This window comes from Microcoleus sp. K5-D4 (assembly GCF_036704575.1).
GTDB lineage: Bacteria > Cyanobacteriota > Cyanobacteriia > Cyanobacteriales > Microcoleaceae > Microcoleus.
The window spans coordinates 28,913-45,409 of sequence record NZ_JAUBSD010000040.1 but is presented as its reverse complement, the minus strand read 5'-3'; the positions used below and the strand labels follow the sequence as shown (position 1 = coordinate 45,409).

Here is a 16,497-nt window from a genome sequence, read left to right as displayed (position 1 = left end):
ACCGGGTTTTTTGCGGTTTTTGCGGGCTGTAACGAAGTATTTTGAAAGAATCCGGGTTTCCGATCCCCCGTGCGTCCAGGACTATAAGACTCACTCTTAATGAGTTTTGTTGAGGTACAAGACTTACACATTTCAAGGCAAATCTGTCATTCTAAGCGTATCGAACAATCTCATAAATGCTAAACTAGAGTAATGAAAATTAAGCAAAAATTTATTGATTAATAATTGCTAACACCGCCAAAAAACTCCTAAGCTTTGAAACATTCCTATATCGATAATCTAAAATCTAAAATCAATTGACATGAATAACGATCGCACATCCAATCCAAACATCCCCCCACAGGCCTGGAAACGTCCCATTGGCCTCGGTTGGGAGAATCCCTATACAGTCCGCTACGCAAGCAATCTCGACGACGGGCCCTGGCACGGAATGCCTCTGGGCGGGTTCGGTGCCGGCTGCATCGGGCGATCGCCCCGTGGCGACTTCAACCTCTGGCACATTGACGGCGGCGAACACATTTTTCGCAGTTTGCCCGCTTGTCAGTTCAGCGTTTTTGAAGAAACTCAAGGCAATAAACAAGCTTTCGCACTGTCCACTGAACCGCCTACTGATGGCAGTTTATCTAGTTGGAAATGGTATCCATCGGAAGGAAGAAGGAAGAAGGAAGAAGGAAGTTCGGCAGCGGATTTTGTAACGGATGTAACGGATAGAATACACCAGGATGAAGGGAGAGGGGTAAAGTCTAATTCTGGCACTTATCATGCTTTGTATCCGCGCAGTTGGTATGTTTACGAAAATGTATTTGAGGCTCAATTAAGCTGCGAGCAATTTTCGCCAATTTTGCCGAAAAATTATCAGGAAAGCAGTTACCCAGTTGCCATGTTTGAATGGGTGGCGCACAATCCTACAGATGCGCCGATTACTCTCAGCATCATGCTGACTTGGGAGAATATTGTCGGTTGGTTTACTAATGCCAATAAGTCGCCGAAAGTGATGGTTCGAGATGATGGTAGTCCATTTTATGACTATCAACCCCGGTGGGGAGAAAGTGCAGGAAATTTGAATTTGTTGGTGGAAGATTTTCACCGGATCGGTTGCGTGATGACGCGGTTGACGGCTGAGGACGAGCCGCAAGAGGGGGATGGACAATGGGCGATCGCAACTATTACTAATCCGGCGGTAGAAGTATTCTATCAAACTCGCTGGAACCCGGCGGGGAACGGTGATGATATTTGGCGCAACTTTTCTGCTGAAGGTTTCTTGTTGGATGATAAAGACGAGACAGCCGCAGCCGCAGGAGAACAGTTGGCTTGTGCGATCGCAGTTCGCTTTACTCTTCGACCGGGAAAAACGCGCAAAATCCCCTTTATTATAGCTTGGGATTTGCCCGTTACTGAGTTTGCATCGGGAGTTTGGTACTACCGCCGCTATACAGATTTCTTCGGCCGCAACGGCAAAAATGCTTGGCCGATTATTCGCACTGCAATGAAGCATTCCGATACTTGGCGCGAAAATATTGAAGCTTGGCAAAAACCGATTTTAGAACGGAAAGATTTGTCAGACAGTTTTAAAATGGCGCTGTTTAACGAGTTATACGCCCTGACAGACGGCGGTACTCTGTGGAGTGCGGCTGACGAACGCGATCCGAAGGGTCAATTTGCGGTTTTGGAGTGTATTGATTACCGCTGGTACGAAAGTTTGGACGTGCGGCTTTACGGTTCTTTTGCTTTGTTGATGCTGTGGCCGGATTTAGAAAAGTCGGTAGTTTTAGCGTTTGCTAGGGCAATTTCTGCCGGAGACGATACGCCGAGAATTATTGGCTGGAATCAAGCTTCGGCTATTAGAAAAGCTGTCGGGGCGACGCCGCACGATTTGGGTGCTCCTAACGAACATCCTTGGGAGAAAACGAATTATACTAGCTATCAAGATTGCAATTTGTGGAAGGATTTACCTTGCGATTTTGTGTTGCAGGTTTATCGGGATTTCCTGTTGACTGGCGGCACAGATTGTGAGTTTCTGCAAGAGTGTTGGCCGGCAATTGTTGAGGCTTTGGCTTATCTAAAAACTTTTGATGAGGATGGGGACGGAATTCCTGAGAATTCGGGAGCACCGGATCAGACGTTTGATGACTGGCAAATGCGGGGGATAAGTGCGTATTGCGGGGGTTTGTGGTTGGCGGCGCTGGAGGCTGCGATCGCGATCGGCGAAATCTTGGAAGATGCAGCACCGGAGATAATTCCTAACCCTCAAGCAAAGATTGCATTATATCACAGTTGGCTGCTACAAGCAAGACCGAGCTATCAAGAAAAGCTGTGGAACGGTCAATATTACCGTTTGGACAGCGAGAGTAATTCCGAAGTAGTGATGGCTGACCAACTGTGCGGTCAATTTTATGCGAAACTGTTAGGATTACCGGATATTGTGCCGCCAGAATGTGCAGTCAGTGCTTTAAAAACTGTGTATGAATCTTGCTTTTTGAAGTTCAACGATGGCGAGTTTGGTGCGGCGAATGGGGTGATGCTGAATGGTTCGCCGGAAAATCCGAATGCGACTCATCCTTTGGAAGTTTGGACGGGGATTAATTTTGGGTTGGCTGCTTTTTTGGTACAGATGGGGATGGAGGATAAAGCGTTTAAATTGACCGATGCGGTGGTGAAGCAGATTTATGAAAATGGGTTGCAGTTTCGCACGCCGGAAGCGATTACGGCGGGGGGAACTTTTCGGGCAAGTCACTATTTGCGGGCGATGGCAATTTGGGCAATTTACGGGGTGTTGACGAATTTTAAATAGGGGAAAAGGTATATAGCAATCCTTGCAGGAGTTGTAATTTTTTTACCCCAACCCTCCCCTTACCAACGGGAGGGAGTGATAAATTAACAAATGATTTAGGATTTATATATTAGTTGCTGAATACAACTAATATATAAAAAATGAAGCATTCAACCCGATTTTTAGCAAGGAAAACCGTTAATTCAACTATCACTAAAATTGACAGTAAAAATTTTTAGCCGGCGATGAAGACACTAATGTTTCATGCTCAAACTAGAGCTATGAAAAAATTTTAAAATGAAACAGCAATGCGAGGATGCGAGGGGTATCGAACTCGGCTATAAATTAGGGATACAAAGGGTCTGAGGGAATTGTGGACACCAATGCAGTCCCCACCTTACCCGTATATAATTTGGAGCGATCTCCAATTTCAAGATAAAATAGAAAAATGTCAAATCCCTTACTTTCCCTCAACTACGAACCCGCCATCGAATCTCTCGGTGGCGACTATTTTGATGAAGTCCCTGCTGCGGATTTTCCGCAGCACATTCTCCGGTTCCGCAATGACAAATTATTGCCGAAATTGGGTTTAGACCCCGCACAAGTAACCGACCAACATTTTATCGAAGCGTTCGGCGAATTTCACTGCGTCCGTCCCTTTCTCGCACTTCGCTATCACGGCTATCAATTCAACCAATATAACCCCAATTTAGGTGACGGTAGAGGCTTCTTATACGGCCAAGTTCGCGGCACCGACGGCAGACTTTACGACTTCGGCACGAAAGGTTCCGGCCGCACTCCCTACTCGCGGGGCGGTGACGGTAGACTTACTCTCAAAGGGGGAATTCGCGAAGTTTTAGCCGCCGAAGCTTTGCACCGGTTGGGAGTTCGGACATCTCGCTGTTTTAGTTTAGTTGAAACTGGGGATGCTTTGTGGCGGGGCGACGAACCGTCTCCGACGCGATCGTCCGTAATGGTGCGTTTCAGTCATTCTCACATCCGGTTTGGAACTTTTGAAAGATTGTACTATATCCGCAGGCCGGATTTAACTAAAAAACTTTTAGATTTTGTTATTGAATATTACTATCCAGAACTGCATTTAGAAGCAAGTAATTCGGCTGTTTCGCCTGCCGAAAAATATGCGCTATTTTATGCAGATTTAGTCCAGCGAGTAGCTGAATTAGTCGCTCAGTGGATGGCGGCAGGATTTTGCCACGCTGTGCTGAATACTGATAATATGTCAATTACTGGAGAAAGTTTCGATTACGGGCCTTTCGCTTTTATCCCAACTTACAAGCCGGAATTTACAGCAGCTTATTTTGACTATTCCGGTCTTTATTGTTACGGCAATCAACCGTTGATTTGTAGGGACAATTTAGAGAAGCTCCAGGAACCGCTAGCAGCGGCGATTCCTCAAGCTGATATGGATGCGGCTTTGGCAAAGTTTGGCGATTATTATAATGCAGCTTATCGGCAGTTGATGCTCAAGAGATTGGGATTTGAAAATTTGCCAGAGGCGGAGGGAGATGAGTTGTTGAAGGTGACAATTAAAATGCTGGCGGAGTCTCAAGTTGAGTATCACGATTTCTTTTTTGAACTGCGAAGACAGTTCGATCGCACTTGGCGAGATGACGCTAGTCTAATTTTTAACGAGGCGGAACCGGCGGACTTGATAGCACCTTGGCGGCAGTTTTATTATCACGTTTTGCAAAGTTTGTCTGCGGATGATATGGACAAAATGGCGGACTGTTTGCGGAGGCACAATCCCGAACAATCGCTGTTGAGACCGACGATTGAGGCGGTTTGGGAACCCATAACTATTGATGATAATTGGGAACCGTTTTATGAATTGGTTAAACGACTTCAAGACCCAGAAAATTGATTGATAATAGCCTTCCGGGGCGGGTTCACCTGCATTTTTTGTTGGTATTAAAGATTAGCGTGAACCCGCCCCTGAGCCATCTAAAATTATAAAAATCTGCTACATAAGAAATATAACACCGAGAAATAACGACTAATGACTAATGACTACTTTAGCTTTTCAATCTCAAATTGTGCATCTTTGTAACCGCCAGTAAGTCCTTGATCTAGAAACATTTTTCCGGCTTTTTCTAAATCGCTAATTGCTCCGGCTTTGTCTCCCAAGGAGCGGCGAACCATGCCTCTACCGTAGTAAGCCGCAGCATAATTCGGGCTGATCCGAATAGCTTGCACGTAATCTGCGATCGCACTATTGTAATTCTTTAACTCCTGATAAATCTTAGCCCGATTGGCGTAAGCTTCAGCATTGTTGGGATTGAACCCGATTGCTGCTGTAAAATCTGCGATCGCCCCCTGCGCGTCACCCCCGGCGCTGCGAGCTAAAGCACGATTGTTAAAAGCATTATAATCATTCGGATTCACTTTCAGCGCTTGAGTGCAATCGGCAATTGCTTTCGGATAATCCTTCAAATTTAAATAAGCAATGCAGCGATTGTTGTAAGGAACCCCATCCTCCTCGCTTAACGAAATTGCCTTAGTACAATCGTCAATTGCCGCTTGATGGGCTCCCAAATTCAACTGTGTACTGCAACGATTAGCGTAAGCATCTGCACTCTTGGGATCGATCGCAATTACCTGAGAATAATCCGCCAAAGCTCCCTGATAATCTCCTAAATGAAAGCGAGTTCTCCCCCGACTGTAGAAAGCATCAACATTCTTAGCATCAAGTTTAATTGCCTCAGTATAATCTCCCATCCCTCCCTGCAAATCGCCGCTCCCAGCACGAGCCAGCCCCCGCGAATGATAAGCTTTAACAAGGTTCGGCTGCAACCGAATTACTTCGGTAAAATCCTCAATAGCGGCCTTGTAATCTTGCAGTTCTAAATAAGCAACTCCTCTTTCATAATATGTGTCAGCATCCCTGGGCTGGAGATTCAAAGCTTGAGTGTAATCCTCAATCGCCCCACGCTTGTCATTAAAATCGTGACGGGCTAGGCCACGGTTAAAATAAGCCTGAACATATTTAGGATTGAGAACGATCGCCTGAGAATAATCCGCAATTGCTTCTTGATACTTTTGTAAATCATAATTAGCATTACCGCGCTGGTAAAAACTCTCAGCATTTTTAGGATTCAATTGAATGGACTTATTAAAAGCCTGCAAAGCTGCCGCCGCATCTTGATTGCGAGACTTTTCAACTCCCTGTTCGTAATATTCCTTAGCTTTAATCGGATTGGGGCGGCTCCAATAACTAAACAGAAATATCAGAAATATCGCCGCCCCGACGCCCGCCAAAATCAGCAACCCAAATCGACTTCCCAAACGTGAATAAAAACTATCAGAAGACACTAAGCTGGGAGAAATACTTTTCTTGTGAGCCGTATTTACAGGCTCTTGGCGGTGCCTCAACTTGCTGAGAGCTACCAAAACTTCGTCCGCAGATTGATAGCGCTTGGCAAATTGGTGACATACCATTTTGTCAATTATATTGGCTAATCCCACAGAACATTGAGATCGGTTTCGCCAAACAATTTCCCCCGTATGAGAAGGACTCGGATCTTGCAATTTTGGCAAATCCGTACCGGGTAAACCAGTGATAGCTTGGACTGCCATCATCCCGACTGCATAGAGGTCGCTGCTAAATTGCGGGTTGCCTTGAAATTGTTCGATCGGCATATAAGCCGGAGTACCAGTAGCAATGGTTCGCGGAAATTCTGTATCGTAGTCACTGACGTGATTCGCAACTTCTTTAACAGAACCGAAGTCAATTAAAACTAATTTGCCGTCTGGTTTGCGGCGGATTAAGTTGGAGGGATTAACATCGCGGTGAATCACTCCCTGAGAATGTACGAATGCGAGAACTTGTAACACTTCTTGCAACAAATCCACCACTCGTTCTTCTCGCCAAGGTTGACCGGCCACAATTTCCCTATTTAGGGCGTGTCCGGGCACAAACTCTTCAACGAGGTAGAATTGATTGGCTTCTTCAAAATAAGCTAGTAAAAATGGGATTTGATCGTGTTTTCCCAGCTTTTCTAATATTTCTGCTTCTTGTTTAAATAAGCGGTAAGCTGTTTTAAGAACTGTGGAAGTATTGCTGGGAGGGCGCAGTTGTTTGACTACACATTGAGGGTGGCCCGGCCGGCGAGTATCCACAGCTAAATAAGTTTGTCCAAAAGCACCCGAGCTGAGAATTTGCACTACGCGATAACGCCTGTCTAAAAGTTGACCAACCATGTTCATATCGGGAATTGGGAATTGGTAACGGGGAGGTGGTAACGGGGAGTTGGTAACGGGGAGTTGGTAACGGGGAGTTGGTAACGGGGAGTTGGTAATTTGGCCTTCTTCCTTCTTCCTTCTTCCTTCTTCCTTCTTCCTTTTTTCTTCTTCTTTTAACATCAGACTGAGGATTAATAGTTTATTTAGGGTCGTTGATTTGTGCTTGTGCCTTTTGGAAACCCTCGGCTCTTCCTTGTTCTAGAAACAGCGTTGCAGCTTTCTGAAAATCCTCGATCGCCCCGGTACGGTCTTTGAGTTGGCGGCGGACGAGGCCTCGGCTGTAAAAAGCGCTAGCATTGTTGGGGTTGAGCCGCAGCGAGTGAGCGAAATCCTCAACCGCTAAAGGGTAATTTTTTAGTTCTGAGTAAATAGTACCGCGATTGCTGTATGCTACTGCATCGCTGGGATTGAGTCGAATTGCTTGAGTAAAATCTTCCACAGCCCCCTGCTTGTCTCCCGAAGCCCATCGAGCTAATCCTCGATTGCTGTAGGCTTTGGAATTGTTGCCGTTGAGTCCGATCGTCAAACTGCAATCTTCGCTGGCCTTTTGAAATTGTTTTAAATTCAGATAAGCAACGCAGCGGTTGTTGTAAGCTGCTTCATCTTTTGGATCGAGGCGAATTCCTTCGGTGCAATCTGCAATCGCTTTGTCGTAGGTGGCCAAATTCAAGTAAGCGCTGCACCGATTGGTATAAGCATCAGCGAGATCTGGTTGCAATTCGATCGCCTTAGTATAATCTTCCATCGCTCCTTGATAATCTGCCAGATTAAACCGCGATCGACCACGACTGTAGTATACGCCAGCTTGTTTGGGGCTAATTTGAAGGGCTTGAGTAAAATCTGCCATTGCTCCTGTTTTGTCGCCTGCTGCCGATCGAGCTAAACCCCGATTGCTGTAAGCTGTAGCATCGTTGGGACTGAGCCGAATTGCTTGAGTGTAGTCTTCTATTGCCGCGCGGTAGTCGCCCAAATCGTAGTAGGCTAAACCCCGCTGAGAGTATGCCTCACCGTCGCTGGGATTCAGTCGCACTACTTGGGTGAAATCTTCCACGGCCCCCCGCTTGTCCCCGCTGTCGAGGCGCGCCATACCTCGATTGTAGAGAGCTTTGGTGTGGCTAGGATTGACTTTAATTGCTTGCGTGTAATCCTGTATTGCTTGCTCGGTTGCGCCCATGTCGTAGCGAGCGTTTGCCCGCTTGTAGTAAGTTTCCGCATCGCTGGCATTCAGGGCAATCGCTTGAGTATAATCGGCGATCGCGCCTGTTGTGTCACCTTGCTGCGCCTTGGTAGCGCCGCGGGCTAACCATTCTTTTGACCTCGCCGGACTTTGACTCTGCCAAAAGTAAATTATCAGTGCCGTCAAGATTAAAGCTACCGCTGTTGCAGGCAACAGCAGCAGTTTGCTTTGGCTGTGTCTTCGCGGTTGACTCATAGCGTGCGTGATGATTGTGGCTGGCGGCGGCTCAACCTCCAATTTTACGGCGATTTGTTTGAGGTCTGCTAAAACTTCGGCTGCCTCCTGATAGCGTTCCTCGCAGTCAGGGCGCACCATTCGATCGATAATATCTGCTAGGGCTGTCGAACAAGTTGCCCGGTTTCGCCAGGGAATTTCGTTGTTGTTGTTTTTTAAGGCACTCAGTTCGTTGGGTGAGAGTCCCGTGACGGCAAGCTGGGCGATCGTACCTAGAGCGTAGATGTCGCTATTGTAACCGGGGTTGCCGCTCAATTGCTCGATCGGCACGTATAACTCCTGGGCTGCCAAATTCTGTTTTTTTGCCTCCTGCCGTTTAACAGAGTTCGGGGAAGTTGGCGACAACAAATGACAGTTAGCAAGTTCCGGGTTAATTTCTTTGTCTAAGCTAAAGTCTACCAATACAAATTTGCCGTCTGACTCGCGCCGGATCGCTCTGTCTGGTTGAATTCTGCGGTGAATGAAACCTTTCTCGTGTATGAACACCAAAATTTCTAATATTTCTGATAGCAGACCAATTACTTGGTCTTCATCCCAAGGTTCACCGGGTATTAGTTCTTGACTTAAAGGTGATCCGGCAATAAATTCTTCAATTAAGTATAAACTTTGATTTTCCTCAAAATACGCCAATAATTCGGGAATTTTGTCGTGTTTCCCCAATTTTTCAATTATTTCGGCGTTTCTTTGAAATATAACTTTGACTAATTCTGGAGTTTGCGAACTTGTGCCGGGTAGCCGCATTTCTCTAACCGTGCATTGCGGATACCCGGGACGGTGAGTATCTGCTGCTAGATAAGTTTTTCCCACCTCACTTGAGTCTGTGACTTTAATGATGCGGTAACGTCTGTCTAGAAGTTGACCAATCATGCTTTGCCCTCTACCCTATCAATGTTCCATTATCGCATGAAATCATAATAGCCAAAATATTTGGCTGAGTAATTTAAGTTCGATCGAGCCGTGACTCCCACTCAAAAACGGATAGTTGCTTTCCGACAGGAGTCGTTAGCCTCCCAAAACTTTAGAGCCGAGTTGAAGCTCCCCGATTCATCTGTGGGGTCAATCTAAAATCTAAAATCTAAAATTTAAAATCGACTGACTGGGCAAACGGGCGATCGGATTGGCTATCCCAGTCAAGCGCGGCGGCGACGCTCTTCTAATATCTTACAAAAAAATTGCTGAAATTGTTTATTTTATCAATGAGATATGTATAATTTAACAACCAAGTCGGAGGTCAGTCTAATGAACGTACAACTGGTTGAATCCCTAATTAAAGTTATCTTACCTCTCGCCGCAGACGCTCAATTAGCGAGCCTAGGAAAAATATTACCAAATCTCCCATACCCCTTGGACTCAGGAACTGGTGCAGCTTGCCCAAAAGGGCGTTTATTTAAATTTTTTGAATGAGGCACCAGAAATTTATATCCTCGAATACCGAGAAACAATTGCCTGATACTCAAAAACAGGAGATTGACAGAAGTTTTGAATGTGTGAACAATAAAAATGTCTGAATCACTAACAAAAGGAGGAACGATCGCAGCGATCGCCACCGCCATAGTTCCCCAACAAGGCAGCGTCGGCATTGTGCGAGTTTCCGGTTCCGCAGCCTTAAAAATTGCCGAAACTCTGTTTCGCGCCCCAGGACGGCAAATTTGGGAGTCTCACCGCATTCTTTACGGTCACATCCGCCGCCCTAAAACTCAAGAATTAGTCGATGAAGCTTTGCTGCTAATCATGAAAGCACCGCGTTCTTTTACTCGCGAAGATGTGGTGGAATTTCACTGTCACGGCGGTATTATGGCCGTGCAGCAAGTCTTGCAATTGTGTTTGGAAAATGGGGCGAGATTGGCCGAACCGGGAGAGTTTTCGCTGCGGGCTTTTTTGAACGGGAGGCTCGATTTAACTCAAGCGGAAAGTATCTCAGATTTGGTGGGAGCAAAATCGCCCGCTGCTGCACAAAGTGCTTTGGCCGGTTTGCAAGGAAAATTAGCGCAGCCAATTCGCAAATTGAGAACAACTTGTTTGGACGTGCTGGCAGAAATTGAGGCGAGAATTGATTTTGAGGAAGATTTGCCGCCTTTAGATGAAGCTAAAACTTCTTTGGAAATAAATCATGTTTTGGAGGAATTGTCAACAATTTTGGCAACGGCAGAGCGCGGAGAATTGTTGAGAACTGGTTTGAAAGTAGCGATTGTCGGGCGGCCGAATGTGGGAAAATCGAGTTTGTTGAATGCGTGGAGTAAGAGCGATCGGGCGATCGTCACGGATTTGCCCGGTACGACGCGGGATGTGGTAGAATCGCAGCTAGTTGTGGGCGGAATTCCGGTGCAGGTGCTCGATACTGCGGGCATTCGAGAAACCGAAGACAAGGTAGAAAAAATTGGCGTTGAGCGATCGCGCGCAGCAGCAAAACAAGCCGATTTAGTGTTGTTGACAATTGACGCGCAATCAGGTTGGACAGAGGGCGATTCGGAAATTTACGCACAAGTAAAGCACCGCCAGCTAATTATAATTATCAACAAAATCGACCTAGTAAAAACACTCCCAGAATTACCTTTTTCCTCTGAAATTCACTGCATACTTACCGCCGCCGCCCTCGATCGAGGCATAGAAGACTTAGAAACAGCAATTTTAGATGCCGTCAGCGGGGGAAATTTGCAAGCAGCAAACTCAGACTTAGCAATCAACCAGCGACAAGCAGCGGCGTTAACCAGAGCTAAAATTTCTCTGGAACAATGTACAGATACTATTAGCAATAAATTGCCTTTAGATTTCTGGACCATAGATTTGCGCGGTGCAATTCAAGCATTGGGGGAAGTTACAGGCGAAGAAGTGACAGAATCAGTGCTCGACAGAATATTTAGCAGATTTTGCATTGGCAAATAGCAATGGTAGGACTTACGTAAAACCTCTTTATTACAGGTTTATAATCCTCACTTTAGCGCTATAACTTGAAAATGCAGGAGATTGACTGACTCGCTTGTTTGATTTTTTGCAGATTGAGTGGTTCCTACTGTAAATCACCTCGGCCAATCCTTCAATCTAAAATCTAAAATCGATTGACTCATTCTTACGATCGAGGTCTTCCGAGACTTGTAATATAAAGCACAGCCTCACCCGCAGGAATACCGAGAACGTCATTGACGCGATCGTCAAAAAAGCCCCCGATACCGCTGACACCCAAACGCAGTTGCATAGCTGCTAAATTCAACCGCTGGCCCAAATGACCCGCGTCCATGTGCAAATAGCGGTAAACTCGATCGCCATATTTTGCTACAGCCCTGTTCAAATCCGCCGTGTGAAACAACAGCGCCCCCGCATCTCTCCCCAAGTCTTGCCCCAAACACAAAAAATGCAGTTCCCTGCGGAAATTTTTAAACCGAATTTGCCGCAATTCTTGAGCTTTCGGAGCGTAATAGTAACAGCCTTCTTCTAACCCATTTACTCCCGAAACAGCAATAAAAGTTTCGATCAAACTTAGATCGAAATAGTCTGGAGAACCGTCTAATCCTTGGTCGATATAGTGCTGGGGCTGGTAAGTAAAATCGAGCATAGCTAGCAGTTCGCCCAAGCTCAAAGAAGCACCTGTATAAGCACGGGTAGAACGCCTTTTTAGCATAGTGTTTTCTAAAGTTTCCAGGTTCACTCCCCAAGGAATCGAAGGAGTGACCGTCGAAACTTTAGTACAAAAGGGAAAGTTGTATTTATCTTCTAGTACGCCTTCACTTTCATCAAGTTTCCACCCGTCTGCTCCGGTAGGGTCTGATTCTAAATGCGTGGCTTTGTGGAGGTATTTTAACAGTTGACCTTCGGAAATTTTTGGGTAATCTGTGGTGGTGTTTCCGGGCAAAGCTGTTTTAAATTTAGGCAAGTTTTGGTCAATATCTAGCAAGTCGGCTAAAGCAACTACACAAATCGCTCCTTCTTGCTCCGAGTCGATGTACAGTAATTCATTGACAGCTTCGTCGGCGAATCCTCCAATTAGGTGAGGTCGGTAATCGTTGACGGCGCAAGCTAACTCGATATTGCTCAATAAATGGCCGGTGTCTAGAAAAATTCGCCGATAAGCTCGGTCTTCGTAACGCCAAGAAGAACGGAAAAAAACAGTGGTAATGGCGATCGCCAATTGGGTATTTTCTAGCGCTGGCGACTGGAAACAAGCTGCTTGCAACGCCGGCCAAACTTGACTGTCCCAAAAATGAACAAGTGAATGAGTTCTGCACTGATAGTTGTAGAGTCCGGCCGGCAACTGGGCAGTGCCACGGGAGATTAAATAAACCTCTGCTGGGTAGAGTCCACCCGCCGACGGTGCAGATCGCAAATACAGGTAGCTGTCGTCTACCGTCTGCACTTTCGCCGTCAACCCATAGCTGCACAGCAACAAGCTAGATAACCGACGCCACCAAGCGGCATCGGGATCGGCATCGGCATCCTCCGAGGGGTCTTTTAGATAAGGCTTGAGGTCAAAATACGCTCCAATTTTATATTCTTTGAAAGGCACAGGTTGCTCTGTCCAATCTAGCTGTTTACTTTTAGCAGCAATGGTTTCAGGGTCGTATTTTGTCCGTTCGTGGTAGTGCTGAGCAATGGAGAGAGGATGTTCTGGCATATTTCAGTAGAGGATTCGCTTTGGTTTCTCGATCGATCTTGACATTACTAACCGCTTTCTGGTTGAGCAAGGCAGAAATTTACAAATATAAAAAAAATCTTAGAAAAAATGCGACTGTTGTTACACAAGCTTAACATAAGAAGATACATAAGTATAAATACGCAGAATAATAACCATTAATTACTGTTATGGATTGGCTGCAGTAGCTGTCGTCATGAGGAATGAAAATGCAAAAGCTAAGCGCTGAGGAATTGCTTGCTCAGTATGCTGAGGGCCAGCGAAACTTTAACGCCGTTGACTTAAGTGAACATAACTTGTTTCAAGCAGATTTGACAGAAATAAATCTTTCTGGAAGCGTTCTGAGGCGAGCTTACTTGCCCTACGGAAATTTGACTCAAGCCAATCTTTATAAAACTGATTTGCAAGATGCTGAATTGGGCGACATTCAACTTTATCAAGCTAACTTGTCGGAAGCAACTTTATCAAGAGCAAACTTATCAAGAGCTAATTTGCGTCACGCCAATTTGCAAGGTGCTAATTTGCAGAAAGCCAATTTGCAAGGTGCGGATTTGTACAATGCAGATTTGACGAATGCCGATTTGAGATATGCGGATTTGAGCCGAGCTAATTTGGAGAAAGCAAAGTTAAGCAAAGCTCAATTAGCGGGATGCAACTTATTTCGATCGCGCTTGGTTGATTTGTCGGAAGCGGAGTGCGATCGCACTACTATCGGGCCCGAAGGCTATTGATGATTTGCAGCGCTGGGGGCGATCGGCTTAATTGGTCGTGAAGCGTAGCTATCCCGTAGGGAATCGCCCTTTTTTACATTTCTTAACATCTATCGACACGGCGGAAAATGTGAGTTACAGTTGTAAAAAACTTATCGCTCCGCAACATTGACAATAAATAACACACTTTGCCACCAGCAAACCGGGTAAAATTTATGGATTCTTCCGACCAAAAAGCCAGAGAACTTCGGCACAAAGAACAAGAACTGCGGAAGCGAGAACAAGAAATTCTGCTCCGCGAACTAGAAGCCGAAATCGACCGCTCAGTGCCCGAACATATAACGAGCAAGTACGAAGAACCAGACAGCCAAGTTAACGGCAAACTCAAACAGTGGCGCCGAAAAATTATAGCAGCCGCTCAATTTACAGGCATTGTCATTGCTGTTGTCGTTGCAGTTCGCATAGCATCTTGGCTGGCAACTGCGCTGATAGTTGGAGGAATTGCTTTGATTGCTTACAAAATGTTTATTGAAGAAGACAGAAGTTGAAAAGCTCAAGCAGGAAACTATCAGGAAACCCCCATGAACCTTAAAGTAGAAACTAGCAACTTTCTCAACGATTTAGAGCGAGTAGCCGCCGTCCGCCGAGAAATTGCCGATCGCCTCAGCAACATCGCCACAGCTATAAACCAATCAGAATTAGCAGGAGGAGAAGCATCGGGAAAACTCGGTTTAGAAACAGACAATGCCGACATTGATGTCGCCAGTAAAAACTTGCGCCAAGGAGTCTTTCGCCTGCTAGTGCTAGGCGACATGAAACGCGGCAAAAGCACTTTTCTCAATGCGTTAATCGGCGAAAACTTACTACCCAGCGATGTAAATCCCTGTACAGCTTTGCTGACGATTTTGCGCTATGGGTCAGAAAAAAAAGTCACCGTTTATTTCAATGACGGCAAAAGCCCAAAACAGCTAGATTTTAAAAGTTTTAAACAAAACTACACAATTGACCCCGCTGAAGCAAAACGCTTAGAAGAAGAAAAGAAACCAGCATTTCCAGATATCGACTGTGCCGTAGTAGAATATCCCTTACCTTTACTGGAAAAAGGCATAGAAATAGTAGACAGTCCCGGACTGAACGATACAGAAGCCCGCAACGAATTATCTCTCGGTTATATCAACAACTGCCACGCTATTTTGTTTGTACTCAGGGCAACTCAGCCTTGCACAATGGGTGAAAGACGTTATTTAGAAAATTACATCAAAAATCGCGGATTGAGCGTTTTCTTTCTGATTAATGCTTGGGATCAAGTGCGAGAAAGTTTGATTGACCCGGACGATCCTGAAGAATTGGCAGAAGCCGAAGGGAAACTGCGGCGGGTTTTTCAAGCTAATTTAGCTGAATATTGTTTAACAGAAGGACACGATATTTACGACGAGCGAGTGTTTGCAATTACCTCAATTAAGGCACTCAGGTTGCGGATAAAAAACCCGGATGCGGATTTGGCAGGAACTGGTTTTCCCGAGTTTATGGCGGCACTGAATACGTTTTTGACGCAGGAAAGGGCGATTTCAGAATTGCGTCCGGCGAGGACTTTGGCGCGTCAAATTTCTGCTCGCGTCCGCGAAGCTGTTGGGCGCAGATTACCATTACTCGATCGCGATGTCAATGAGTTGAAGGAAAAGATTAATTCAGTTGAGCCGGAGTTTAAAAAGCTGACTCAGATTCGCGATGAGTTTCAACAAGAAATTAGCAGAGTTAGAGATAGTAAATCGCGGGCGATCGCAGATTCTTTCCGCGCCTACGTTCTCAACTTAGAAAATACCTTTGAAACAGATTTTTTGCGGTATCAACCGGATCTAAAATTTCTGGATTTCTTCAGCCAAGGCAAGCGAGAAGCCTTTGAAGCATCGCTAAAACGAGCATTAGAGCAGTACATCAATGACAAATTAGCAGCTTGGACTCTCACAGCAGAACAAGAGATGAATTCCGCATTTTCACAGCTATCGAAAAGTGCGGCAAATTACGGAGCATCTTACACGAAAGTGACTGAAAAAATCACAGAAAAACTGACCGGGCAAAAAATACCAGCAGCAGTCAGCAACTCAAACGAAGATAACTCGCCAGCTTGGGCAAAATGGGCGATGGGATTGTTCTCGTTAACGACCGGAAATCTTGCGGGCGTAGCAATGGCAGGAGCGGGTTTTGATTGGAAAAATATCCTGCTTAATTTAATCACTGTGTTAAGCGTTAGTACGATTCTTGCTAGTTTGACGGGGATTGTTTTGGGGCCGCTGTACTTGGCTTTATTGGGGATGGGTGTTGGGTTCTTGCAAGCAGACGGAGCTCGCAAAGAGTTGGTGAAAGCCGCGAAAAAAGAGCTGGTGAAATATCTGCCGCAGGTGGCTAAAGAGCAGTGGCAGCCGATTCACGATGCTGTGAAAGAGTGTTTTGATGTTTACGGGCGGGAAGTGGGCGATCGCATGAATGCGGATATTAATTCTCGGAAATCTGAGTTAGATAATTTGCTCGAACAAAAGGAATCTCGCGAGATTAATTGTCAGGCTGAATCTGAGCGGTTGAAAAAATTGGAGGCTGATGTTTCTGCCCAGTCGCAGAGTATTGAATCGCTATATCAAGCTTTCCTAGCATCCGCTAAATGAAA

Annotated in this window: 9 protein-coding genes; 6 read left to right on the top strand and 3 right to left on the bottom strand. The window is 45.6% G+C overall.

Going from position 1 to position 16,497, the window contains the following annotated elements; all coding sequences use genetic code 11:
• Positions 1 to 301: 301 nt before the first annotated feature.
• Together QUA77_RS14590 and QUA77_RS14585 are read left to right on the top strand one after the other, a co-directional pair.
• Positions 302 to 2,791 (top strand): GH116 family glycosyl hydrolase, encoded by a 2,490-nt coding sequence (locus tag QUA77_RS14590; protein ID WP_333450804.1) that lies wholly within the window; start codon positions 302 to 304, stop codon positions 2,789 to 2,791.
• 427 nt (positions 2,792 to 3,218) lie between these two features.
• Positions 3,219 to 4,652, top strand: a complete 1,434-nt coding sequence (locus tag QUA77_RS14585) for a protein adenylyltransferase SelO family protein (RefSeq protein WP_333450802.1) — start codon at positions 3,219 to 3,221, stop codon at positions 4,650 to 4,652.
• A gap of 146 nt (positions 4,653 to 4,798) precedes the next feature.
• On the opposite strand, the gene QUA77_RS14580 is transcribed toward QUA77_RS14585, so the two are convergent.
• Both QUA77_RS14580 and QUA77_RS14575 read right to left on the bottom strand, forming a co-directional pair.
• On the bottom strand, positions 4,799 to 7,150 hold the full coding sequence (locus tag QUA77_RS14580; RefSeq protein ID WP_333040095.1) for a tetratricopeptide repeat protein: 2,352 nt from the start codon (positions 7,148 to 7,150) through the stop codon (positions 4,799 to 4,801).
• 19 nt (positions 7,151 to 7,169) lie between these two features.
• The gene (locus tag QUA77_RS14575) at positions 7,170 to 9,368 is read right to left on the bottom strand and encodes a tetratricopeptide repeat protein (protein WP_333450800.1); all 2,199 of its coding nucleotides are present in this window, start codon (positions 9,366 to 9,368) and stop codon (positions 7,170 to 7,172) included.
• A 633-nt stretch (positions 9,369 to 10,001) separates the two neighbouring features.
• Between QUA77_RS14575 and mnmE the strand changes: the two genes are divergently transcribed.
• Positions 10,002 to 11,384: a tRNA uridine-5-carboxymethylaminomethyl(34) synthesis GTPase MnmE gene (gene mnmE, locus QUA77_RS14570; protein WP_333450798.1), complete on the top strand. Its 1,383-nt coding sequence runs from the start codon at positions 10,002 to 10,004 to the stop codon at positions 11,382 to 11,384.
• A 184-nt stretch (positions 11,385 to 11,568) separates the two neighbouring features.
• On the opposite strand, the gene QUA77_RS14565 is transcribed toward mnmE, so the two are convergent.
• Entirely contained in the window at positions 11,569 to 13,107 is a 1,539-nt protein-coding gene (locus QUA77_RS14565; protein ID WP_333450796.1) for a SagB/ThcOx family dehydrogenase, read from the bottom strand.
• 227 nt (positions 13,108 to 13,334) lie between these two features.
• On the opposite strand from QUA77_RS14565, the gene QUA77_RS14560 reads away from it, so the two are divergent.
• The 3 genes from QUA77_RS14560 (at position 13,335) to QUA77_RS14550 (ending at position 16,495) form a co-directional block, all read left to right on the top strand.
• Entirely contained in the window at positions 13,335 to 13,856 is a 522-nt protein-coding gene (locus tag QUA77_RS14560; protein ID WP_333040082.1) for a pentapeptide repeat-containing protein, read from the top strand.
• Between the two features lie 194 nt (positions 13,857 to 14,050).
• Positions 14,051 to 14,383 carry a hypothetical protein gene (locus tag QUA77_RS14555; RefSeq protein WP_333040078.1) on the top strand — a complete coding sequence of 111 codons (333 nt, stop codon included), beginning with the start codon at positions 14,051 to 14,053 and terminating at the stop codon, positions 14,381 to 14,383.
• Between the two features lie 33 nt (positions 14,384 to 14,416).
• The gene (locus QUA77_RS14550; protein WP_333040076.1) at positions 14,417 to 16,495 is read left to right on the top strand and encodes a dynamin family protein; all 2,079 of its coding nucleotides are present in this window, start codon (positions 14,417 to 14,419) and stop codon (positions 16,493 to 16,495) included.
• Positions 16,496 to 16,497 lie beyond the last annotated feature (2 nt).